The sequence below is a fragment of the Rhodococcus sp. BH4 genome (genome assembly GCF_002079265.1).
GTDB lineage: Bacteria > Actinomycetota > Actinomycetes > Mycobacteriales > Mycobacteriaceae > Rhodococcus_F > Rhodococcus_F qingshengii.
The window spans coordinates 3,522,442-3,549,437 of sequence record NZ_CP014941.1 but is presented as its reverse complement, the minus strand read 5'-3'; the positions used below and the strand labels follow the sequence as shown (position 1 = coordinate 3,549,437).

General features: G+C 62.8%; 1 protein-coding gene. It reads left to right on the top strand.

The window, feature by feature from the left end:
* Window positions 1–138: 138 nt before the first annotated feature.
* Window positions 139–26,949, top strand: coding sequence for a non-ribosomal peptide synthase/polyketide synthase (locus A0W34_RS16295; RefSeq protein WP_081557942.1), 26,811 nt, complete (start codon window positions 139–141; stop codon window positions 26,947–26,949).
* Window positions 26,950–26,996: the final 47 nt, after the last annotated feature.

Below are 26,996 nucleotides of genomic sequence, written 5' to 3'. Positions count from 1 at the left end.
ACTGGTGGGGCGGTGCATGCGCGTGCCGATTCTGGGTACGACTGCTTGAGAGGCGCGATCAGCCTCTTGCTTTCGCGCTGTTGATTCGGACGCGGCTACGCACTCGGCGGCCGCGGAGATCATGCGGGGCGGGGCGCTGTGAAACCCTTCGAGGTAAGTCGGACCGACCCTTCTGATGAGACGCTCTTTCCGCTCTCGGCCGCCCAACGGGCAACCTGGTTCGCTCAGCAATTCGATCCCGAAGTCCCGATTCTGATAGCGCACTACGTGGAGCTGCGCGGCGAACTCGACGTCGAACTGCTGGATCGCGAAACGCGAGCGGTGGCATACGAGTTTCAATCTCCTTTGCTCAAAGTGATCGAGATCGACGGTCAACCGATGCAGTACGTGGACGAGACATCTGAGATCACCGTCCGTCTTGTCGACCTCCGTGGGTCCCCCGATCCGATCGAGGATGCCCTCGGGTGGATGCGCCGAGATTGCCGGACGCAGCTCGACCTGGCAGTCGACGGAATCGTCGCGACCGCTGTGCTGCGCGTCGGGGACGCGCACTATTTGTGGTACAGCCGCATCCATCATGTTGCGCTCGACGGTTTCGGTGCCATGACCATGATGAACCGCATTGCGCATCGGTACTCGGCCTCGGCGGCGAGAAAGGACTCGCAGCTGAGTCGTGCCGCGACGCTGCGCACGCTGTACGACATCGACGAGCGGTACAGAATGTCGGATCGATTTGCCGCCGACCGGGAGTACTGGGCTGAGCGCAATACCACCCTCGCCGGATCCAGCCTGGCGGAGGCTTCTGGGCCCGCGCAAACCGAGAGCCGACTCGAAAGCACACTGATGTCGGACCGAAGTTGTGCCCTTCTCTACGAATCCGAGAACCACGCTGCACCGGTCATCGCTGCGCTCGCGTTGTACCTCGCGCGGATGACGGCGAAAGAGACTGTCCAGATTCATGTTCCGATGTCCGGACGGACTACGGCGGTGCTGCGGGACTCGGGCGGCATGATGGTGAACGTCACGCCACTGCTCATCCGTGTCGCAGCGGTCGACACCGTCGGTGAACTGTTCGCCCAGGTCCAACATGAGCTCATGGGTGCATTGCGGCACCAGCGCTGCAGCCTCGACGACATCCGTCGGGACGCAGGCGTGACGAGCGGTCTGGAAGGCGAAGACTCATATGCCGGGCCCATGGTCAACGTCATGCTGTTTCGCCAGGAGGTGCAGTTGGGCGAGGTGGTTGGGGAGTATCACATCGTCACCTCCGGGCCGGTGGAAGACCTTCTGGTCAACGTGTATCCGAGCGGCGACAGGCTGCGTGTCGACTTCCGGGCAAACCCGATCCGATACGAGGAGGCGGGTTTACGCGAGCACCACCGGAACTTTGTCGGCTTGCTGGAAGAGTTGATCGCGTCTGATTCCGGTGCCGAACTCGCAGACATTCACGGCCCGACGGCCCGAGAGGGCGAGCGACGACAACGCGAAGTCCGGCACCTCGAGTATTGGAGACATGAGCTCGCCGGGGCGCCCGAACTATTGCAACTTCCGTTCGATCGGCCCAGACCTGCAACGCAATCGCTGGACAGTGCACAGGTTGAGGTCCTGATCGCCACCGACACCCACGCGCGGATCACGGCGATGGCGAGTGATCTCGGGACGGACACTCGTGCGGTCTTACATGCGAGCTTTGCTCTCCTGGTGAGCCGGTTGTCCGGGGCTTCGGATGTTGTGATCGGTACGCCCGCGGGATCCGACGCGAGCATCGTCGCCATCCGGAGTCGCATCGATCTGGAGACGCCGTTCACGGCGCTCTTGGGCAGTGTCGTCGAGGTCCGAAGTAATGCGCTGCCGCACAGTGGGATACGGCTCGAGCAGGTGGCGGAGTCGCTCGAGGTGGAGGATATACCTGCGTATGCGCCGGTGATACAGGTGACGTTCGAGTCCGTGGCCGGCGCTGACGAGCACCCTCGCGACATCGGCCGCTTCGATCTCGGAGTGTCTGCAGTCGAGACTTTCGACGAGGTGGGTACGCCGTCCGGAATCTCGGTGAGGCTCGCGTTTGCCACCGATCTATTCGACGCCGAGACGGTACGCGGCCTCGGTTTGCGGCTCGCGTGCGTCCTGGAATCCGTCACAGCGGATCCGGCAATCATGGTCGGCGACATCGATATCTTGTCCGACGACGAGCGATCCGCGATACGGCCTGTCCGCGGTGACCCGCGCGCTTCGCATCGCACCCTGGCCGATTTGTTCGACGGTGCGGCGCGCACACACCCCGACGGCGTGGCCCTGTCGTATCTCGATGCCGAGTTGACGTATCGAGAACTCGACGAGCGTTCGTCGAAGTTGGCCCGAGAATTGATCGACCGCGGCATCGGTCCGGAAAACAGTGTGGCGCTGGGTTTGACGCGTTCGATCGAATCGGTTGTCGCGATGTTGGCGGTGACCAAAGCCGGCGCGGCATTCTTGCCGGTGGATCCGACCTATCCGGATGAACGTGTTCGCTTCATGCTGACCGATTCCGGCGCCGTACTGGGGCTCACGGTCGTCGCGGAACTTCATCGCTTGCCGGATTCGATTTCCTGGATAGCAATCGACGACGCTGAGTTCCGTGGCCGACTTGCACGGTTGTCCGTGCGCTCCATCTCCGATGTCGATCGGGTGCGCCCGATCCGGCCCGACAATCCCGCATACGTGATCTACACGTCCGGGTCCACCGGACTCCCCAAGGGGGTGACGGTCTCGCATCGTGGACTGGAAGCGCTTGCTGCCGAACAGCGTTCGCGGTTCGGTGCGACCCAGGATGCGCGAACGTTGCACTTCTCGACCCCGAGTTTCGACGCCTCGATTTTCGAGTACCTGCTGGCTTTCGGTGCCGGAGCGACCATGGTGATTGCGCCGAGCACGATCTACGGCGGTGACGAGTTGTCTCACTTCCTCGAATCCCAGCGTGTCACGCATGGTTTTGTCACTACTGCGGCGCTCGGAACAGTTTCGCCCGAGGGCCTTTCGGACTTCGGCGAAGTGGTGGTCGGTGGTGAGGCCTGTCCGCCGGATCTCGTGCAGCGGTGGGCTCCCGGCCGACGGCTGTGCAATGCGTACGGGCCGACCGAGACCACCGTCATGTCGAACATCGGCGAGCCGATGGTGTCGTCGGAGGACATCACAGTGGGCGGTCCGCTCCGCGGCTTCGAGGAGATCGTGCTCGATCAGCGATTGCACCCCGTCCCCGACGGTGTTGTGGGCGAGCTGTACATCTCGGGAGACGCGCTCGCACGTGGATATCACCGGAAGTATGCGTTGACCGCAGAACGATTCGTGGCAGACCCCTTCGGCCTCCCCGGGCAGCGGATGTATCGAACGGGGGATTTGGTGCGGTGGCGCCGTGGCCGTGGACTCGAGTACGTCGGTCGTAGTGACTTCCAGGTGAAAGTTCGCGGATTTCGTATCGAACTCGGGGAAATCGACAGCGTCGTGCGGTCGTGTCCGCAGGTCGAGAATGCAGTCACCGTGGCGCGTGCGGCTCCCTCCGGGACAGCGACGATCACCACGTACGTCGTGCCTGCCGGCGGAAGTGCGCTCTCGACGGCCGAGCTGACGCGGTACGTCGCGAGCCGTGTTCCGTCGTACATGGTTCCTGCGGCATTTGTTCTACTCGACGAGTTGCCGGTAACTCCGGCGGGAAAGGTCGATCGCGCTGCCTTACCTGCACCTCGGCTCGATGCTCGGTCGGACGACTTTCGACCGCCCGAGGGCGCTGAGGAACTAGTGCTCGCCGAGATTTTTGCCGATGTTCTAGGCTTCGAGACGGTGGGTGCGGGTGACGACTTCTTCGATCTGGGCGGGAACTCACTGATTGCCACGAAGCTGATCGCTCGCGTAAATGCCGCTGAAGAAATCGATTTCGGGGTGCGGACTTTGTTCGAAGCACCGACTATCGAATCATTGGCCCGTCACGTGCGGGATGCGAAGTCATCCCGCGTTGATCGCACGCGTTCGAAGCGTCCAATCCTGCAGGCACATTCGTACAGGGACAAGATTCCGGTGTCTGTGGCACAACGACGCCTGTGGTTCGTCAATCAGTTCGACACGTCGTCCCCGGCCTACAACATTCCGATGGTGGTCCGACTGTCAGGTGCCTTGGATGTCGCTGCGATGCAGCGCGCGGTGGGAGATGTTGTCGATCGGCATGAATCGCTCCGTACCGTCTACCCGGCGTCGGTCGACGGCCCCCATCAGGTAGTAGTGCCTTCGGAACGCGTGACGTCGAAGATCGCGTGGGAAGTATCCGTGGACGAGGAAGCCTTGGACAGGCGCATCGCCGATCTCGCTCGCGAGGGGTTCGACGTGAGCGCGAACGTGCCCCTGCGCGGCTCCCTTTTTCGGGTCACGCCGGACGATCATGTCCTTGCGCTGGTGGTTCACCATATTTCGGCGGACGGAGCATCCCTCGAGCCGCTGGCCCGCGACCTGACCCGCGCCTACGCGGCGCGGGCTGCGAAACGGGCACCGGACTGGTCGCCTTTGCCTGTGCAGTACGCCGACTACAGCCAATGGCAGATCGAACTGCTCGGCAGTGACGACGATCCGGACACGCTCGAGGCGAAGCAGTTGGACTACTGGACGTCCACCCTGGCCGGTCTACCTGACGTGATCGACCTTCCGCTGGATCGACCGAGACCGGCGGAACGATCCATGCGCGGTGAATCGGTCCGATTCTCGGTGCCCGCAGACGTGCACAGTGAACTCCTCGAACTCGCTCGGAATCACAACACGACACCGTTCATGGTGATGCACGCAGTGCTGGCGGTTCTGTTGGCACGGCTGAGCGCCTCGCCGGACATAGCGATCGGGACTCCGGTAGGAGGGCGCGCCGAGCAAGTCCTCGACGATCTGGTCGGGATGTTCGTCAACACGGTCGTCCTGCGAATCACCGTTGACACCGCCGCGACTTTCGAGGAGATCCTTTCACGAACTCGCGAAGTCGATCTGGCAGCGTTCGGACAAGCCGAGGTGCCGTTCGAGCGAGTCGTCGATGCAGTTGCGCCGGAGCGTTCGTCATCTCGCTCACCGCTCTTCCAGGTTCTGTTGGAATTCCAGAACACCGCAGATCCCCACCTCGAACTACCCGGACTGGGTGTCGATGTTGTTCCAGTCGACGTCGGTGTCGCCAAATTCGACTTGCAACTGTCGCTCTCCGAGCAGCGTGGCAAAGACGGCGTCCCCATGGGTTTCGATGCCGCCTTCACCTATGCCTCCGATATCTTCGAGCGCACCACAGTCGCCGAGTTCGGCGAGCGTTTCGTCCGCCTCCTCCGGTCGGTCGTGTCGGATCCAACAGTGCCAGTAGGGGATACGGAAATTTTGGGCGCGCCCGAGCGTGGGTTGGTGGTGGGTGGTTGGGATGGTGTGGGGGTTGTGGTGGGGGGTTTGACGTTGGTGGATGTGTTGGATGGGCGGTTTGCTGGTGTGGGTGGTGGGGGGTTGGTGTGTGGTGGGGTGGTGTTGTCGTGGGGTGAGTTCGATGTTCGGGTGAATCGTTTTGCGCGGTTTTTGATTTCGTTGGGGGTGGGTCCGGAGTCGCGGGTGTGTGTGGCGTTGTCGCGGTCGGTGGAGTTGTTGGTGGCGGTGTTTGCGGTGGTGCGGGCTGGTGGGGTGTTTGTTCCGGTGGATGTGGGTGCGCCGGTGGAGCGGGTGGGGTTTGTGGTGGGTGTGGTGGATCCGGTGGTGGTGTTGTCGCGGGTTGGTGATGGTGGGTGTTTGCCGGTGGGGGTGGGGTTTGTTGATGTGGGTTGTGTTGATGTTTCGGGGTTTTCGGGTGGTCCGGTGGGGGTGGGGGATCGGTTGGGGGTGTTGTTGCCTGAGCATGCGGTGTATGTGATGTTCACGTCGGGGTCGACGGGTCGTCCGAAGGGGGTGGTGGTGTCGCATGCGGGGGTGGTGAATCGGTTGTTGTGGATGCAGGGGGAGTTTCCGTTGGGTGTGGGGGATGTGGTGTTGCAGAAGACGCCGGTGTCGTTCGATGTGTCGGTGTGGGAGTTGTTTTGGCCGTTGATGGTGGGTGCGCGGTTGGTGGTGGCGGATCCGGGTGGGCATCGTGATCCGGTGTATTTGGTGGGTGTGATCGAGCGGTGGGGGGTGTCGGTGGTGCATTTTGTGCCGTCGATGTTGGAGGTGTTCGTGGGGGAGTTGAGCGTGGGGGAGTTGGGGGTGGGGTGTTCGGGTTTGCGTCGGGTGTTTGTGTCGGGTGAGGGGTTGTCGTCGGTGTTGGCGGGGCGGTTTGCGGGGGTGTGTGGTGCGGAGTTGGTGAATTTGTACGGGCCGACGGAGGCGTCGGTGGATGTGTCGTTTCATGTGGTGGAGGGTGTTGTGGGGGTGGGTGTTCCGATTGGTCGGCCGGTGTGGAATACGCGGGTGTTGGTGTTGGATTCGCGGTTGCGGCCGGTTCCGGTGGGTGTGGTGGGGGAGTTGTATGTGGGTGGGGTGCAGGTGGCTCGGGGGTATGAGGGTCGTGTGGATTTGACGGTGGGTCGGTTTGTGGCGGATCCGGTGTCGGGGGTGGTGGGTGCTCGGGTGTATCGGACGGGTGATGTGGTGCGGTGGGGGTGTGGTGGGGTGTTGGAGTTTGTGGGGCGCACGGATTTTCAGGTGAAGGTGCGGGGGCAGCGGGTGGAGTTGGGTGAGGTGGAGGCGGTGTTGGCTGCTCAGGTGGGGGTGGCTGGTGCGGTGGTGGTGTTGCGGTCGGGTGTGGGTGGGGATTTTTTGGTGGGGTTTGTGGTGGGTGAGGTGGGGGTGGTGGTCGATGAGGTGGTGGTGTTGGAGGGGGTGCGGAGGTCTCTTCCGGGGTTCATGGTGCCGTCGGTGGTGGTGGTGTTGGGGGAGTTTCCGGTGACGGTGCATGGGAAGTTGGACCGTAAAGCCCTCCCGGACGTCAACTTCGAACCTCAAGCGCTGCAGTATGTTGCGCCACGAACGCCGGTCGAGGAGACGGTTGCCGCAATCTTCGATGATCTGCTGGGAACGTCGACGGTGGGCGTGAACGACGACTTTTTTGCCCTGGGTGGGAACTCTCTCAGTGCGGCCAGGTTGGTTGCGCGAGTGAATTCTGTTCTCGGCGAACGGATCAATATTCGTGACGTCTTCGATGCTTCTACCGTTGCAGCGCTGGCCGAATTGGCGCAGTGTCGCGGAGGAGAGGGGGCCAAGCCGGCGTTGACGCCGCGGGTTATGACGACAGATATCCCACTTTCACCGGCGCAGGAGCGAATGTGGTTTGCGAATCAGTTCGCCCCCGAGTCCGCCGCCTACAACGTCGCGTGCGCGTTGAGGCTCGAAGGTGCAGTGAACGTGAGTGCGCTTCACGCTGCATTTGTCGACGTCGTCGAGCGGCACGAGTCCTTGCGCACTGTTTTTCCTCTCACTGACGACGGCCCGCGTCAAGTGATCATGTCCACCTCACAGGTGGTATCGGATCTTGCACCGATACTTGTGCAGGGAGAGGAAGAGCTGCGCGAGCGTAGCCGGCAGATCGCTTCGGATGGTTTCGACGTCACGCAGCAGGTCCCGATGCGCGCCACCTTGTTGCGGCGAGACGACCAGGTCCACTCGCATGTCCTGGTGATCGTGATTCACCACATCGCCGCCGACGGATTCTCGACGGTACCGCTGGCCCGAGATCTCATGAGCGCATACTCCTCCCGTGCGAACGGTAAGGCACCGCAGTGGGCGCCGCTCGGGATCCAGTATGCCGACTACGCGTTGTGGCAACGTGGTTGGTTGGGCTCGGAATCGGACTCTCGGTCTCTGATCTCGAAACAGCTCGGCTATTGGGCCGAGAATCTTGCGGGCGCACCTGAGGTTCTCGACATTCCGACCGATCGACCGCGCGGTGATGTGCGTTCGCTTCGACGCGGACGGATCAGGTTCGAGTTCGGTCCGAAGGTGCATGCGGGTGTGGTTGCCCTGTCGCGCAAACACAACGCCACGGTCTTCATGGTTGTGCACGCAGCCTTGGCAGTGCTGCTGGCGAGGCTCAGTGATGAGGACGACGTAGCCGTCGGAACTCCCATCGCCGGGCGTGGGGAGCGCGAACTCGACGACCTGGTGGGCATGTTCGTCAACACGTTGGTCTTGCGCACTGCAGTGGACCGCGGCGCAACTTTCGGAGACTTCCTCGACCAGGTCCGAAACGTAGATCTGAGCGCCTTCATTCACGCGGACGTGCCGTTCGAAAGAGTCGTCGAGATCGTGAATCCTTCACGTTCGACGGCGTACTCGCCCCTGTTTCAAGTCATGTTGGAGTTCCAAGACATCGAACGGCCTGCACTCGAACTCCCCGACCTGCAGGTGACCGACGTGGGCGTCGAGATCGACACCATCAACTTCGATCTTCAGTTGACGGTGACGCAGAATGCCGGCGCAGCCGGCGAATCGGACGGTCTTCGCGCCGAATTCGGATATGCCACAGATATTTTCGACGAGGAAACGGTAGCGGGCTTCGCCGACCGCCTGCAACGGATTCTCGAGCGCGTTATCACGGATCCGCAATCACGGATCGGAGATATCGAGATCCTCGACGCCTATGAGTCAGCCGAACTGGTACCCGTGCGAGGTGAGATTTCCGCCGCTGTTCAGACCCTTCCGGATTTGCTGACTGCAGCAACAGATATGGCGACTGCCCAGGATCCCGGCGCCGTTGCGCTGGTGTTCGAGGAACGTGAAGTGACCTATCTCGAACTCGACGCGCAGTCGAACCGATTGGCCCGCATGCTGATCGAATCCGGAGTGGGTCCCGAATCGGTGGTGGCGTTGTGTCTCCCACGCTCCATCGAGTCCGTTCTGGCGGTGTGGTCCATTGCCAAGACAGGTGCGGCATTCCTTCCCGTGGACCCGGGACATCCTGCTGCTCGTATCGAGCACATGCTGGGCGACTCCGGTGCAGGGTGGGGGATAACGTCTCGAGCTCACAACGCGGCATTGTCCGGCCTCGTGCCGTGGCTGGTCCTCGACGATGCCGGTTTCGAGGAACGGCTGCGGGCGTACTCGCCATCGAAAGTCACCGACGCGGATCGGAAGGCACCGATTCGCATCGACAATCCGGTCTATCTGATCTACACGTCGGGGTCGACAGGAACACCCAAGGGCGTGACGGTCACACATCGCGGGTTGAGCGACTTCGCGCTCCAGGAGCGTGAGGCCTTCGCCGCCACGACCCGATCCAGAACTCTGCACTTCGCTTCGCCGAGTTTCGACGCGTCGGTTCTCGAGCTCGTGATGGCCGTTGGTGCTGGAGCCACGATGGTGATCGTGCCACCGACCGTCTACGGCGGGTCGGAACTGGCGGCGCTACTGGAGCGCGAGCGCGTCACCCATTGTTTTGTGACTCCGGCGGCCTTAACGTCCGTCGACCCAGACGGTCTCACCACTGTCGGTTGTGTCGTGACAGGTGGGGAAGCGTGTCCGCCGGAATTGGTGGCCCGCTGGGCGCCGGGCAGAAAGATGTTCAACGCCTACGGTCCTACCGAGGCAACTGTCGTGTCGAGCATCAGTGCGGCACTGGCTCCGAACGACCCGGTCACTATCGGCACACCTACTCGCGGATTCAGCGAGGTAGTGCTGGACTCGCGTCTGCGAGCGGTACCGGTAGGTGTCGCGGGGGAGTTGTATCTTGCCGGGCCGGCTCTCGCTCGCGGCTATCACCGGCGATACCCGTTGACCGCCACGCAGTTTGTCGCAGATCCCTTCGGTGCGCCGGGAACGCGGATCTATCGCACGGGCGATCGCGTGCGGTGGACGCCCGACCGACGGCTGGAGTATCTCGGGCGCACCGATGCCCAAGTCAAAGTCCGTGGGTTCCGCATCGAACTCGGGGAAGTCGAGGTGGCACTGCAGACGCACCCGCGCGTGGCCCAGGCGGTGACGGCCGTCTGGAACGGCGACGGCAGGGATCGGTTGATCGGCTACGTGGTTCCCGATCGCGGAGCGAGTGTCGATCCGCGAGACGTCCTCGCCCATGCAGGCAAGCGCCTGCCGTCGTACATGGTGCCGGCGGCGGTGGTGGTGCTCGACGCCGTTCCGCTGACGGTTCACGGAAAACTCGACCGCGCAGCGCTTCCCACACCCGATTTCTCGTCCGCCGCCACACCCGACCGGCCACCGCGAACGGAAACCGAGAATCTTCTTGCCGCTCTGTTCGCGCAGGTTCTCGGTCTCGACGCGGTAGGAGTGCATGATTCGTTCTTCGAGCTCGGTGGCGACAGCATCATGTCCATCCAATTGGTGGCCCGCGCTCGCGATGCGGGTGTGATCATCTCACCCCGAGATGTTTTCGACCACAAATCCGTCGCCGCGCTTGCCGAGTCGGCGCACCTTGAGCAGGACAGGCCTGATGTACTCGCGGAGCTACCGGGATCCGCTGTCGGAACTGTTCCACTGAGCCCGGTGGCGCAGTGGATGCTCGACCGCAGCAGTGGCGGGCTGCGTGGCGGCGGAGTGAAACGGTTCTCCCAGGCGCTCTTGCTGACAGCTCCCGCTGATCTCACCCAGGACCTCCTTGTCCGTGGTCTCCAGGTGTTGCTGGACCGCCACGGAATGCTTCGAGCTCGCTTGGTTGAGAGTGACCGGGTCATGGAAGTCTTACCACCCGGCTCGATCTCGGCCGAAGGACTGATCCACCGCGTAGCTGTCGATTCGGTGGACGACGAAGGTTTCAGGGCCTTGGCGTCGGGAGAACTCGAGGCCGTGGCCGACAGCTTGGATCCCGCCGCGGCTGACATGGTGCGCGTGATCTGGTTCGACCTGGCCGACAAACCTGACGTGTCGACCGGGCGGGGCCGACTACTTGTGGTGATTCATCACATGGTTGTCGACGGCGTCTCGTGGCGCATTCTGGTCACCGACCTGGCGTCGGTGACCGCACAACTCCAGGCCGGTGTCACGCCCGAACTGCCACAGATCGGAACGTCGTTCCGGCGATGGGCGCATGGGCTTGTCGAGCACGTGGGCGACCGGAGCGTCGAACTGGACATGTGGATAACGATCCTGGACGGCGATGACCCGTTGATCGGTTCGCGCCCAATCGATCCCACGATCGACGTCGACGACACGGTCGACACCGTTACAGTGGACATCTCGCCTTCGGCGACCAGGAACCTTCTCACCACGGTTCCTGCGGCATTCCACGCCGGCGTGAACGACGGACTTGTCACCGCTGTTGCGTTGGCCTCGATCGGGTGGCGACGACGCCGCGGTATGGATACCGCTGCCGCCCTGATCACGCTCGAAGGACACGGGCGCGAGGAAGGGGTGGTTCCTGGCGCAGACCTCGCTCGCACCGTTGGTTGGTTCACCACACTCTGCCCGGTGCGCGTGGACCTCGGCGCAATCGACGTCGACGACGCACTGGCCGGTGGCGCCGACGCCGGGCTGGCCCTCAAAGCTGTCAAAGAGTACTTGCGTGCGATCCCCGATCATGGAATCGGATTCGGGATGTTGCGGTACCTGTCTGGCGAGAGCGACCCACTCGGCCGATTCCGTTCTCCTCAGATCAGTTTCAACTATCTGGGCCGGATCAGCTCCTCTGACGGAACACAGGACTGGCTGCCGGTGGAGGGCAATCGAAGGCTCGGCGGAACCCAGAACCCGTCCATGCCTGTGGCGTCCGTGATCGACATCAACGCGGCGGTTGAGGACCATGTCGACGGGCCCTGCCTGACAGCATCTTTCACCTTTCCCCGCGGAGTGCTCGACGGGTCTGACGTCGCGGAGTTCGCGGAACTGTGGCGTCGTGCGCTCGACGGACTCACCGCGCACGCGTCGCGACCTGATGCGGGCGGTCTGACGCCGTCGGACATTCCCCTGGTCTCGGTGGACCAACAACAGATCGAACGCTGGGAGAACGATTTCCCCGGATTGCGCGATGTCTGGTCGGTGTCGCCCCTTCAGGCCGGGCTGATGTTCCATGCCTCACTGGCGGCCACGTCGACGGACGTCTACACAGCGCAGTTGTGCGTCGAGCTCGAAGGAGCGGTTGATTCCGAGCGTTTGCGCGGCGCTGCTGCCGGACTACTCGCAAACCACGCGAATCTGTGTGCAGCGTTTCTCTACGACGTGAACGGCCTACCGGTGCAGTTGATTGTCGACGATGCAGTGATTCCCTGGACCGAGGTCGACCTGAGTGATCGCGGATCGGCAACCGACGCAGATTTGGAGCGCCGCCTCGACGAGGATCGCAGTGCACCCTTCGACCTCGCTTCGCCGCCACTGCTTCGGCTGACGTTGCTGCGAACCTCGCCGACGAGGTGTGTGTTGGTGGTGACGAACCATCACATCGTTCTCGACGGTTGGTCGATGCCGTTGCTGGTTCGCGAACTGTTGATGCGATACGCGGACGACAGTCTCTCGGTCGAGAGGGCCCCGGCCGATCTTCCCGAGACTCCGTCGTACCGCACCTATCTGGAATGGTTGATGCACCGCGATATGGAGACCTCGCTCGCGGCGTGGGAGGACGCCTTGGAAGGCGTCGACGAGCCGACGTTGTTGGCGCCTTCGACGCCGATCGCGGAGCAGCTGGTGCCCGAAGAGGTTGCCGTCGATCTACCCGATTCGGTGCGCGACGGACTCGGTGCGCTGGTCCAACGGAGCGGGATCACGATGAACACGGTGATCCAGGCGGCGTGGGGTGTCCTACTGTCTCGGATGCTTTCCCGTGACGACGTAGTCTTCGGCGTCACGGTTTCGGGCCGCTCACCCGAGTTGCCTGGTGTGGAAAACATGATGGGGCTGCTGATCAACACGTTGCCTGTCCGAGTGCAACTGGATCCGGACGAGACGTGTACGCAGCTGCTCGCTCGACTGCAAAGCGAGCAGACAGCTCTGCTCGATCATCACTATGTCGGACTCGGCGCGATTCAATCTGTCGTAGGGACAGGCAATTTGTTCGACACACTGTCGGTCTTCGAGTCGTATCCGATCGATACCTCGGGGATGGGCGGGAACACCGACATTGCCGGTATGCGCGTCACCGCTGTGAATGCCCGCGACGCCACGCATTACCCGCTCACCGTGCTGTCGGTCGCGGAACCGACGCTGCAGGTCAGCCTGCGGTACCAGCCGGCGGCATTTGACCGCGCCGCGGTCGACACCATTGCACAGCGAATGTCGCGGATTCTTGCCGCCTTCGCAGCGAACGCGGATACACCGGTCGGTGAGGTCGACGTGTTTGTCGCCGGTGAGCTTGGGTTGGTGGTGGGTGGTTGGGATGGTGTGGGGGTTGTGGTGGGGGGTTTGACGTTGGTGGATGTGTTGGATGGGCGGTTTGCTGGTGTGGGTGGTGGGGGGTTGGTGTGTGGTGGGGTGGTGTTGTCGTGGGGTGAGTTCGATGTTCGGGTGAATCGTTTTGCGCGGTTTTTGATTTCGTTGGGGGTGGGTCCGGAGTCGCGGGTGTGTGTGGCGTTGTCGCGGTCGGTGGAGTTGTTGGTGGCGGTGTTTGCGGTGGTGCGGGCTGGTGGGGTGTTTGTTCCGGTGGATGTGGGTGCGCCGGTGGAGCGGGTGGGGTTTGTGGTGGGTGTGGTGGATCCGGTGGTGGTGTTGTCGCGGGTTGGTGATGGTGGGTGTTTGCCGGTGGGGGTGGGGTTTGTTGATGTGGGTTGTGTTGATGTTTCGGGGTTTTCGGGTGGTCCGGTGGGGGTGGGGGATCGGTTGGGGGTGTTGTTGCCTGAGCATGCGGTGTATGTGATGTTCACGTCGGGGTCGACGGGTCGTCCGAAGGGGGTGGTGGTGTCGCATGCGGGGGTGGTGAATCGGTTGTTGTGGATGCAGGGGGAGTTTCCGTTGGGTGTGGGGGATGTGGTGTTGCAGAAGACGCCGGTGTCGTTCGATGTGTCGGTGTGGGAGTTGTTTTGGCCGTTGATGGTGGGTGCGCGGTTGGTGGTGGCGGATCCGGGTGGGCATCGTGATCCGGTGTATTTGGTGGGTGTGATCGAGCGGTGGGGGGTGTCGGTGGTGCATTTTGTGCCGTCGATGTTGGAGGTGTTCGTGGGGGAGTTGAGCGTGGGGGAGTTGGGGGTGGGGTGTTCGGGTTTGCGTCGGGTGTTTGTGTCGGGTGAGGGGTTGTCGTCGGTGTTGGCGGGGCGGTTTGCGGGGGTGTGTGGTGCGGAGTTGGTGAATTTGTACGGGCCGACGGAGGCGTCGGTGGATGTGTCGTTTCATGTGGTGGAGGGTGTTGTGGGGGTGGGTGTTCCGATTGGTCGGCCGGTGTGGAATACGCGGGTGTTGGTGTTGGATTCGCGGTTGCGGCCGGTTCCGGTGGGTGTGGTGGGGGAGTTGTATGTGGGTGGGGTGCAGGTGGCTCGGGGGTATGAGGGTCGTGTGGATTTGACGGTGGGTCGGTTTGTGGCGGATCCGGTGTCGGGGGTGGTGGGTGCTCGGGTGTATCGGACGGGTGATGTGGTGCGGTGGGGGTGTGGTGGGGTGTTGGAGTTTGTGGGGCGCACGGATTTTCAGGTGAAGGTGCGGGGGCAGCGGGTGGAGTTGGGTGAGGTGGAGGCGGTGTTGGCTGCTCAGGTGGGGGTGGCTGGTGCGGTGGTGGTGTTGCGGTCGGGTGTGGGTGGGGATTTTTTGGTGGGGTTTGTGGTGGGTGAGGTGGGGGTGGTGGTCGATGAGGTGGTGGTGTTGGAGGGGGTGCGGAGGTCTCTTCCGGGGTTCATGGTGCCGTCGGTGGTGGTGGTGTTGGGGGAGTTTCCGGTGACGGTGCATGGGAAGTTGGACCGTAAAGCCCTCCCGGACACCGATTTTGCGAGCGCTGCATATCGGATTCCTGCCACTCCTGCCGAAATCGGAATCGCCCGTGCTGTTGCCGACGTTCTCGGTCTCGACCAGGTGGGTGCCGACGACAGTTTCTTCGAACTCGGCGGGGATTCCCTCAGCGCCACTCGAGTCATCGCCCGCATCAACGCCGCATTGCACACCAATATGGGGGTCAATGCACTGTTCGACGCCCCCGTGGTCGCGGACCTGGCGGCCTCGATAGATCCAATCGACTCCGCGCCGGGCGAGCCTGGACCCGAGGAAGCTACTCGTGTTCCCCTCACGAGTAGGGCACGGCCAGAACGTATTCCGCTGTCGTTCGCGCAATCGCGGATGTGGTTCGTCAACCAGTTCGACACGTCGTCTCCGCTCTACAACATCCCCGTCGCACTACAACTGGACGGGTTCCTGGATTCGGGTGCGCTCCAAGCCGCGCTGGGTGATGTGGTGGAACGGCACGAATCTCTTCGAACGATCTTTCCTGCGTCCGCAGACGGGCCCTACCAGGTGATCGCCGAACCCGCGGTCGCTGCTCCTCGAATCCACCCCGTGCCGATTCCCAGCGAGTGGCTTTTCACGGACTTGCACGCGTTCTTCGACATCGGATTCGATGTGTCCGAAGGGTTCCCGCTGCACGTGAGGTTACTCCGAACCGGACCGGAGCAGCATGTACTCGCGATCGTTGTTCACCACATCGCCGCAGACGGCTTCTCGATGGCACCACTGGCACGCGACCTGATGAGTGCATATACCGCGCGCACGCAAGGTCGGAGCCCGGACTGGGCGCCGCTGCCGGTTCAGTACGCCGACTACACCCTCTGGCAGCGTGAGATCGTCGACGCAGACGTTGGTCCGGAAACTTCGCTCTCGGCCGAATTCGATTATTGGACAGCGAAGCTGTCGGGTATTCCGGACGTCTTGCCGCTCCCTCTCGATAGACCACGAACCTCGAAACGGTCTGCCGAGGGCGCGGTGGTTTCGATGGACTTCTCGCCCGAGATCCATCGAGCTTTGAACGAACTCGCACACCAGAACGGTTCGTCTCTGTTCATGGTGATGCATGCGGCTCTGGCGGTATTGCTGGCACGGCTCACTACAGCGGACGACGTAGTGATCGGGACTCCGGTCGCAGGTCGCGGTGCATCGGAGTTCGACGATGTGGTCGGGATGTTCGTCAACACGCTCGTCCTTCGCACACCTGTCTCATCCGGAGCAACCTTTGCCGAGGTGTTGGCCGCGGTGCGGTCAACGGATCTCGGTGCTCTGGACCATGCAGACATCCCCTTCGAGAGGTTGGTGGATTACCTCTCGCCCGACCGTTCCACCGAGCATTCACCTCTGTTTCAGGTACTCCTCGAATTCCAGACCGATACGGGACTGCGCTTCGACTTGCCGGAACTGACGGTTCGCTCGCTCGACGTCGATCTCGCGGTTGCGAAATTCGATCTGCAACTGAGTGTGATGGAGCACGTCGACGAGCACGGTGAGCCCGCTGGTATCAGCGCCGGTTTCCGTTATGCAACAGATATTTTCGATCGAATGTCGGTGGCGCGCATCGCGGCGCGCTTCGAAAGAGTGATCGGCGCCGTGACCGAGAACCAGTCGGTGGTCGTCGGTGATATCGACATGATTCTGGCCGGCGAACTCAGCGGGTTGCTGGTTGCGCCCACGCCCTCTGGCGCCGGAACAGACGAGGATTCGTTGTCGGATCTCTTCGATCGCACGGCGCGGACGTCCGGTGCTGCCGTGGCGGTGCGCTGCGGCGGATTGTCGGTTACGTACCGCGAACTCGACGAGCGAGCAAACCGCCTTGCTCGACTGTTGGTGGCGCAGGGGGTGGGGCCGGAAACCTTGGTGGCAGTCGCGATGGCCCGCTCGATCGACCTGATGGTGGCATTGCTGGCGGTGGTGAAGGCGGGTGGCGGATACGTACCGGTGGACTCGACTTCTCCGGTAAACCGGGTGGACTTCGTGCTGCGTGACGCCCGGCCGAAGTGTGTGTTGACCACCCGGGCCGACGGCGTCTACATACGAGACAGTGACGCAATCGCAGACAGCGAGATTCCAGTGATTGCGGTAGACGACCCGGTGATTCTCGATGCACTGCACAGGTTTTCTCCGCTTGCGGTGACCGACCGAGATCGGCTGCTACCGCTCCGACCCGAATCGGTGGCCTACGTGATCTACACCTCGGGGTCCACCGGGCGCCCGAAGGGGGTGCAGGTTTCTCACCGCAGCGTAGTGACGTTGCTGGCAAACACCAGAGCGCTCTTCGGCTTCGGCAGCGGCGATGTGTGGACGATGTTCCATTCGGAGGCATTCGACTTCTCGGTCTGGGAAATGTGGGGCGCACTCGCACACGGTGGCCGACTGGTACTGGTCGACTACTTCACGGCCCGTTCACCAGAGGCATTCCTCGAATTGCTACGGCACGAACGTGTCACGGTGCTCAATCAAACTCCCACCGCCTTCTATCAATTGGCGGAAGCCGACCGGCTTACCGGGGGTGCGGCCCTGTCATTGCGCTACGTGATCTTCGGCGGAGAAGCGCTCGACTTCGGACAGTTGACGCGCTGGTACGCCCGTCGCGGGACTTCGTCACCAGATCTGGTCAACATGTACGGCATCACGGAGACCACTGTGCACGTCAGCCATTTACCGCTCGATCGTGTGCTGGTGCGTCAACGATCGGCCTCGGTGATTGGTCGGGCGTTACCCGGATTGCGTGTGTATGTGTTGGATCAGCGGTTGCACCCGGTGCCGCCCGGTGTGGTGGGTGAACTGTATGTCTCCGGTGATCAGGTTTCACGCGGATACCTCGGCCGGTTCGGTCTGACGTCCGCGCGGTTCATTCCCGACCTCGCGGTCAGTGGTGCGCGTATGTATCGATCCGGTGACCTGGGGCGCTGGAACGACAGCGGGCAGCTGGAGTACCTCGGACGAAACGATCTGCAGGTGCAGGTGAAGGGGTACCGAATCGAACTCGGCGAGGTGGAGGCTGCACTGCTCTCCGGAGTGGGCGTGTCTCAGTCGGCGGTGGTAGCCCGCAGAGACCGGTTGGTGGGCTACGTGGTGCCGGAGTCCGGTGCCACTATCTCTCCGGCGGCGTTGCTCGAGTATGTCTCACAGAGGTTGGCGCCCCACATGGTCCCCGCTGTCGTGACGGTTCTCGAGGGTTTGCCGCTGACGGTGAACGGAAAGCTCGACCGGAATGCATTGCCTGAACCTGACTTCGGGCGACAGGCAACCGTAAGTCGTGGCCCCGCGTCCGCGACGGAAAACATCCTTGCGAGTCTGTTCGCCGAAGTTCTGGGACTCGAGGAGGTGGGGGTCGACGATTCGTTCTTCACTCTAGGCGGTGACTCGATCATGTCCATCCAGTTGGTGACGCGCGCCAGGTCTGCCGGAGTTCTGATCACACCGCGCGAGGTGTTCGAACGCAAAACTGTTGCGGCGCTGTCCGAGACGGCCGGAACGGCTGGCAACCGTGTCGTCGTCGACGAATTGCCTGGCGGCGGCGTCGGTGAGATCGAATTGACGCCGATCGTCGAATGGATGCTTGACCGTGGTGGAGATTTTCTCCGGTACTCCCAATCTGTTCTGCTCTCGGTTCCTGCCACGCTCGACGAGGTCACGCTGACACTGGCCATGCAGGCTGTGCTGGACCACCACGACATCCTCCGCGCAGGCATCCGGGCGACGCATCATCCTGAATCCGCTCGGCGGATGGACGTTGCGCCTGTAGGTACGGTGCGGGCGGAGACCGTCGTACGCCACGGGAGCCTCGGGGGTTCTGCCGCGGAGACGGTCTCGACAGAACTCGACGCAGCTCTGGGGCGGCTCGACCCGGAGGCAGGTGTGATGGTGCAGGCAGTCCTGCTCGACACCGACGGGCAGATTCAAAAGGACCGGCAGATTCAAAAGGACCGGCAGAGCCGGAAACGGTTGCTACTGGTAGCGCACCATCTGGTGACGGACGGTGTTTCCTGGCGAATCCTGATCCCCGATCTTGCACTTGCCTGTGCGCAGGTGCAGTCAGGCGTCGACCCGTCACTTGCTCCGGTCGGAACCTCGATGCGTCGATGGGCACATGGCCTCGTCGACGCCGCGTGCGAGCCCGATCGGGTGGCTGAGATCGACTATTGGCGAGAGGTGCTCGAGGGTCCCGATCCGACTCTGGGTGTGCACGCCCTGACGAAGAGGGACACCGCCTCGGCCACCATTGACATCGAAGTACGAGTTCCCACGGGATTGACCGAGGCCGTGTCGACGACAGTTCCGCAGGCGATTCACGGGAGCGTCGAGGACGGATTGTTGACGGCTTTGGCACTTGCGATGGTCCGCTGGCGCATGGACCGCGGCATCGACAATCCGGAGACATTGATCAGTCTCGAGGGGCACGGACGCGAGGAACAGGTGGTTCCCGGGGCAGATCTTGCTCGCACGGTGGGATGGTTCACGACGATCTTCCCGGTGCGGATCGATCTGAGCGGAGTGGATCCGGGTGACGCCTTCGCCGGCGGCCCGGCTGCCGGCGTCGCTGCCAAGACTGTCAAGGAACAACTCCGGGCGGTGCCGGACCGCGGCATCGGCTTCGGGTTGCTGCGCTATCTGAACCGCGAAACGGCACACACTCTTTCGCAACTTCCGGTGCCTCAGATCAGCTTCAACTACCTCGGACGCGTCGGTGGAACCGACGCCGACGCTTCAGCGGGATGGGTACCGATCCGTGACGAGGACCTGCGGACGGTTGCGGCCGTCGATCTCCCACTCGCCAGCGTCCTCGAGGTCAACGTGATGACGGTCGACAGCGATACCGAGAACGGTCCGCAGCTCGTTGCCGGCTGGACGTTCCCACCGGACATTCTGGGTGCGGACGACGTTCGGCAACTGGGGCAGTGGTGGCTCGACGCACTGGCCGGGCTCGGAGAGTTCGCGGCGGGCGGCGGCGGATTCACACCCTCGGACTTCGATCTGGTCGATCTTAGACAGGAGGCGATCGACGACCTCGAAAGTCGGTGTCCCGACCTGAGCGATGTCTGGCCACTCTCTCCACTGCAAGCGGGGTTGTTGTTCCACGCCGAATTGGCCGAACGATCGGTCGACGCATACCTCGTACAAGTGGCTCTCGATCTAGCCGGCGCAGTCGATTCGGAGCGCCTGCGCCGCGCCGCCGACGCGCTGCTCGGCCGGCATGAGAACCTGCGTACCGCCTTCCTTCACAGCGCCGACGGCCGTGCCGTCCAGGTGGTCCGAAGCAACGTGGCAGCGCCGTGGCAGGAAATCGACCTCACTGGTGCACCAGATCAGGAAATTGATCGAGCGCTGGCCGAGGACCGAGCGCGCCCGTTCGACATGGCACGGGCGCCGTTGATCCGATTCACCCTGATCGCTCTCGCCCCCGAGAAGTTCACGCTCGTGCTCACCAATCATCACATCCTTCTGGACGGCTGGTCCATGCCCCTGCTGATCCGGGAATTGGCGACGCTCTATGCCGCCGACGGTCAAGTGGCGGCCTTGCCTCACGCGCGCGCGTATCGCGACTATCTGACCTGGATGAGCCGCCGCGATCAGCAAGCTTCCCGAGCTGTGTGGGCGAGGACGCTGAGCGGAGTCGAAGGACCGACGCTGTTGGCTCCAGCGGTTCGATCGCGTCGACTCTCCACCATGGCGGCCGAGTGGGTGTTCGATCTGGACGAGGAATTCACAACCTCACTTCGCGGAATGGCGCGTGAACTCGGGCTGACGATCAACACGATTGTTCAGGCATCGTGGGGGATCGTCCTTGCTGCACTGACCGGGAGAGACGATGTGGTGTTCGGAGCGACGGTGTCGGGTCGACCTCCCGAGCTGACCGGGATCGAAACCATGGTCGGGCTGTTCATCAACACAATTCCGGTCCGAATCACGCTGCGCCCGAGTGAAAGTATCGGCACACTCCTCGCGCGGATCCAGGCCGAGCAAGCAGAGCTGTCGGATCACCACTGTCTCGGGCTTTCCGAGATCCACGTAGGCGCGGGGCCGGAGATCGGATTCGACACGTTGACTGTCTTCGAATCGTATCCCGTTGACCGTCAGGGGCTTTCGTCCGATGCCGATATTGCGGGGGTCCGGATCACCGATGTCGAAGCCAAGGACGCTGCCCACTACCCGCTCAGCCTCGTAGCATCGGTCGACACCAGGCTCCGCCTGAAATTCGAGTACATACCCGAGGTTTTCGGTGCCGCCGACATCGAAGAGATCGCCGGACGACTGCGGCGCGTACTCGAAGCGTGTACCCAGCCGGATCGTCCCTTGGCTGTGGTGTCGGTGCTCGCAGCCTCCGAACATACTGAATTGGTGCCAGTCCGTGGCACGGCCGGCGGGTCGTCGCGCGTCTTCCCGGAGATCTTCGACGAGGCAGCCCAGCGTGATCCGAACGCACCGGCCGTGGAATCGGCGGACGGCAGCATGACCTACGGCGAGCTGGACATCCTTTCCAATCGCATTGCTCGCATGCTCGTCTCGCACGGCCTGGGAACCGAGGACTATGTAGCGGTCGGTGTCCCACGTTCTCTCGCGTCCGTGGTGTCGATACTTGCCGTCGCCAAGACAGGCGCTGCGTTCGTGCCGATCGATCCCGACTATCCGGACGAGCGGATCAATCACATGCTGATCGATTCGAAGGTCAGCTTCGGATTGACCACCACCGCGGGCCGAGATCGATTGCCCGATATCGCGGAGTGGCTGATTATCGACGATCCGCATTTCACTAAGAAGTGCGAGGGATTCTCGGGGAGCCCGTTGACCGACAACGACCGACTCCGTCCGATCGGGTTGGATTCAGCTGCCTACGTGGTCTACACCTCGGGGTCGACCGGCGTGCCCAAGGGCGTCGTGGTCACGCAGCGAGGGCTCGACAACTTCGCCCGAGACCAGCTCGAACGCTACGGCGCAACTCCACAATCACGCACGCTGCACTTCTCCACTCCGAGTTTCGACGGGTCGCTCTTCGAATATCTGCAGGCTTTCGGAGCCGGGGCGACGATGGTTGTCGCTCCACCCGGGATCTACGGGGGCGAGGACCTGGCGCAACTTCTGGCAGAGCACGCCGTCACGCACGCGTTCGTCACCACAGCGGCATTGGCATCGGTGGACCCGGCTGGGCTGGAACAACTTTCGGAAGTCGTATTCGGGGGCGAGGCGTGCCCGCCCGACCTCGTCGCTCGCTGGGCACCTGGCCGCCGCCTGTACAACGCGTACGGACCGACCGAAGCAACGATCATGTCCAACGTCAGCCCACCGATGACCGCCGGAGAACCAATCACCATCGGTGGACCCGTCAGGGGCGTCAGCGAACTGGTGCTCGACACTCGACTTCAAGCGGTTCCCGTCGGGGTCCCCGGCGAGCTGTACCTGGCCGGACCAGGCGTGGCACGGGGATATCACCGAAGGGCGGGGTTGACGGCAGAACGCTTTGTTGCCAACCCGGCTGACCCAGGAACGCGGATGTACCGCACCGGCGACATCGTGCGATGGACGGCGGACATGTGTGTCGAGTACGTCGGGCGAAGCGACTTCCAGGTCAAGGTTCGAGGCTTCCGTGTCGAACTCGGTGAGATCGACAGTGTGCTGATGTCGGAGCCCAACGTCGGTTTTGCCGTTACGGTTGCCGATTCCGGCCCCACCGGAGACACCCGACTCGTGTCGTACGTCGTGCCCACGGCGGGTCGACTGGACACCAGGATCCTGATTCGCGCCGTGGCCCGGCGCTTGCCTTCGCACATGGTGCCTGCCGTTCTCACGGTGCTGGAGAACATTCCGTTGACCGCTGTCGGAAAAGTCGACCGTTCGGCGTTGCCAAGACCCGAAATCGAGACGACCACAGGGGATTTCCGTCCCCCGGTCGGCCCGGTCGAACAGGCAGTGTCGGACGTGTTCGGCGAGGTGCTCGGCCTCGAACGAGTCGGTACCGACATCAGTTTCTTCGAGCTCGGTGGAAATTCTCTGAGCGCCACTTCGGTCGCGGCGAGGCTACGGGCGGTGCTCGGAGCTACCGTAGGCGTGCGGGATCTGTTCGAGACGCCGACGGTCGCCGAGTTGGCTACGGTGATCGGCCAGTCGGTTGCCGAAGGGTCGGAGCGACTGGGACCGCGCCCCCGACCCGACAACATCCCCTTGTCGTTTGCTCAGCAGCGGATGTGGTTCGTCAATCAACTCGACACCAGTTCTCCTGCATACAACATTCCGCTCGTGGTGCGGTTGAGCGGTGAACTCGACAAACCGGCCTGGAGATCAGCGATGTCCGATGTCATCGCCCGCCACGAATCGCTGCGAACGATGTTCCCGGTCCACGGTGACGGACCGGTCCAGCACATCCTGCCCACCGAGAGCGCCGAGCTGCCGCAACTGACCGAGACATCGGTGACCGACGAACATCATCTCCGTGACGAGCTTGCCCGGATGGTCTCGGCCGGTTTCGACGTCGCCGCACGAATTCCCCTGCGGGCAGCGTTGTTCACCATCGATGAGCGCGAACACGTGCTTGCCGTAGTGGTGCACCACATCTCGGCTGACGGCTTCTCGATGTCTCCGTTGACCCGAGACGTGATGATTGCATACGAGGCCCACGCGTACGGCGGGGATCCCCAGTGGACGCCGCTTCCAGTCCAGTACGCCGACTTTGCGCTCTGGCAACGGGAGATTCTGGGCTCAGTCGACGACCCCGGGTCGGTGATCGCCGAGCAGTTGGCTTACTGGCGACGTGCACTGTCAGGTGCTCCCGACCTCTTGGAACTTCCGCTCGATCGAGACCGGCCGACGCAACAGAGTTTTCACGGCTCGCGGATTCACTTCTCGATCAGCAATGATCTTCACCGCCGTATTCTGAACGTGTCGCGGCAGCACGAGTCCACTGCATTCATGACTGTGCATGCAGCGCTCGCGCTCTTGCTGGCACGTTTGGGCAGCACCGACGACATCGTGATCGGCACGCCGATCGCCGGCCGGGGAGATCGTGCCCTCGATGATCTGGTCGGCATGTTCGTCGGCACGCTCGCACTGCGCACACAGGTGGATCCGGCTCGATCGTTCCGCGAGTTGGTTGAGCATTGCCGCGAAGTCGACCTCGCCGCGTTCGCTCATTCCGACGTGCCCTTCGAGCGGGTAGTGGACGCGGTCGGGCCGAAACGGTCGAGCGCTTATGCACCGATTTCCTCGGTGTCGCTGGAATTCCAGAACAACAAACGACCGATTCTGAAGCTACCGGGACTGGAAGTCCGTGGGATCGACCCTGAACTCGAGGTAGTGAAGGTAGACCTGGAATTCCTTCTGGCCGAGGAGTACGACGATCGCGGTGAACCGGGAGGGATGAGCGGAGCCGTCGACTTTGCCACTGATCTCTTCGACCCCGGTACGGTCGGCGGTTTTGCCGACATGTTCGTTCGTGTGCTCGAGGCCGTGACCCGGAATCCGCAGGTACCGATCGGTGACATCGACCTACTCGGCGATCTCGAACGTCGCGAGTTGACGCCGGCGCATGGGCTCCCCGAAGTACCTCCGAAATTGTGGCCTGAGTTGTTGGCGGACGCCGTGGCGATCGATCCTGACTCGGTGGCCCTGTCGCTCGAGAACCGGCAGCTCAGTTATCGCGACCTGGACGAGTGGTCGAATCGTGTTGCCCGGGAGTTGTGCGGTCGCGGTGTGGGTCCGGAGACCTTCGTGGCACTGGGAATGCCTCGCTCGATCGAATCGGTGGTGGCGATCTGGTCGGTGACCAAAGCCGGAGCGGCTTTTGTGCCTGTCGATCCGGCCTATCCGCGCGAGCGCGTCGAATACATGCTCGCCGATTGCCGAGCCTCGCTCGGTTTGACTGTTCAGACCAGCCGAACTCACCTACCCGACGTTGTTCCCTGGCTGGAACTCGACGACCCACACTTCACCCGGCGGGTAGCCGCGCTGTCGCCGGAACCGATCACCGATGACGATCGAACCGGTGAACTGAACCTCGATCATCCGGCCTACCTGATCTACACCTCGGGATCTACCGGGAAACCCAAGGGAGTGAACATTACTCATCGAGGTTTGGCGAGCTTCACGGCCGAAACTCGTGAGAGGTTCGAGGTCACTCACGACTCTCATGTCTCTCAGTTGGCATCGCCGAGTTTCGACGCTTCCATCTTCGAGTTGACGATGGCATTCAGCGCCTCGGCGCAAGTCGTGATCGTTCCGCCTGCTGTGTACGGTGGCGCCGAATTGGCCGATGTTTTCCGGCGCGAGCAGGTCACTCATGCCACCATTACACCGACCGCGCTGGCGGCGTTGGGTGACAACGGTTTCGAGGCGCTCCGTGTTCTCGATCTGGTGGGCGAGGCCTGCCCGCCGGAGGTCGTCGCGCAATGGGCGCCGGGTCGGAGGCTGCACAACGGCTATGGCCCGACTGAAACCACCGTGCAGGCGAGCGTCAGCGATTCGATGAAACCCGGTGCGGGAGTGAACATCGGCTCGCCGGCAGTGGGCTTCGGCTTCCTGGTGCTGGACGAGCGTTTGCAGCCCGTCCCGGTGGGCGTGCCGGGGGAGTTGTACATCATCGGTCCAGGTATGGCACGTGGGTACCATAATCGGGCGTCGCTCACGTCGGAACGATTTGTCGCGTGCTCGTACGGGTCGCCGGGGCGCCGGATGTACCGCACCGGAGATGTCGTGCGTTGGCGTGAATCCGGCGGTGACAGTGCCAAAATCGTTGGCTCCGGCGATGGAGTGCATCACACGCTCGAATACATCGGGCGCAGCGACTTCCAGGTCAAGGTCCGTGGTTTTCGGATCGAACTCGGGGAAATCGATGCAGTTCTCTCACGCCATCCGTCGGTGGACTTCGCCGCGACTGTCGGCCACACGGGACCGTCGGGTGAAACGGTCCTGGTGTCGTACGTGCGTGCGTCAGCTGCCGACGCCACCGGCACCGACGAGATACGGGCGTACGCAGCCGACCGACTACCCTCGCACATGGTTCCGTCGGCAGTGGTGCTTCTCGAGCGGATTCCGATGACACCGGTGGGCAAGCTCGACCGAAAGGCCTTACCGGAACCCGAATTCGGTTCGGCTGCAGCCGAGTTCCGCGAGCCGGTCACCGGCACCGAGCGCGCCGTGGTCGACTCGTTCGTCGAGGTTCTGGGTGTCGACCGGGTGAGCACTACCGACAGCTTCTTCGACCTGGGCGGGTCCTCCCTGGTGGCCACCCGAATCGTCAGCGCACTGCACTCTCGTTTCCAACGGAGAATCCCGCTTCAGTGGATGTTCCTCGACCCGACACCCGCTGGAATCGCTCGACGCCTCGACATGCCGACAGCCGACGCCGGTATGGAAGAGCTTCTCGCCGTGGTTGTTCCACTGCGGACGAAAGGGACTGGGCGACCGCTGTTCTGTGTGCACCCCGGTATCGGCCTGTCCTGGGGGTATGCCGGCTTGGTGCGGTATCTGCCCGAGGACAGACCCGTGTACGGACTTCAGCTCCCCGCTCTCAGCGACGACGGTGACTATCAGTCGATCGAACAGTTAGCCCATCGCTACGTCGAAGAGGTGGAGGCCGTTTCGCCGGACGGGCCGTACGACTTACTCGGATGGTCCCTCGGCGGAGTCATCGCGCACGCCATGGCCGTCGAACTGCAATCGTCCGGCCGCGACGTCGCCACACTGGCGATGATGGACAGCTACCCCGACAACGGCGATGCCCCTGCGTCAGCCGAACTCGACGTCCGAGACATACTGCGAGGACTCGGCCTCGAACCCCAGACCGACCGAGATCTGACCTTCGACGAGGCGGCGGCCGTGTTGGCCCGGAGGCTCGGGCCCGAGACGGGAGTCGACGGTCGGGACCTCGAACGGATTGCCCGAGGGTACGAGACTTCACAGAGAATCACGCACCAGTTCGTTCCCCAGGTCTACGAAGGAGATCTGCTGATCTTCCTGGCATCCGGAGAAGACGACACAATTCCGCGCGACAGGTCGCCGCAGGAATGGAGCCCACTCGTGACGGGCCGGATCGTGGAGGTGCCCGTGCGCTGCGAACACAACGAGATGATCGAACCTCCGGCCATGGCGGTCATCGGACCGGAGCTCGCCCGGGTGCTCTCGATGTTTTCCGGATACCCCGAACGGGCATGACAACTTCAAGCCACCAAGCCGCACGCCCGCGAAGCGAGCGCCACCGA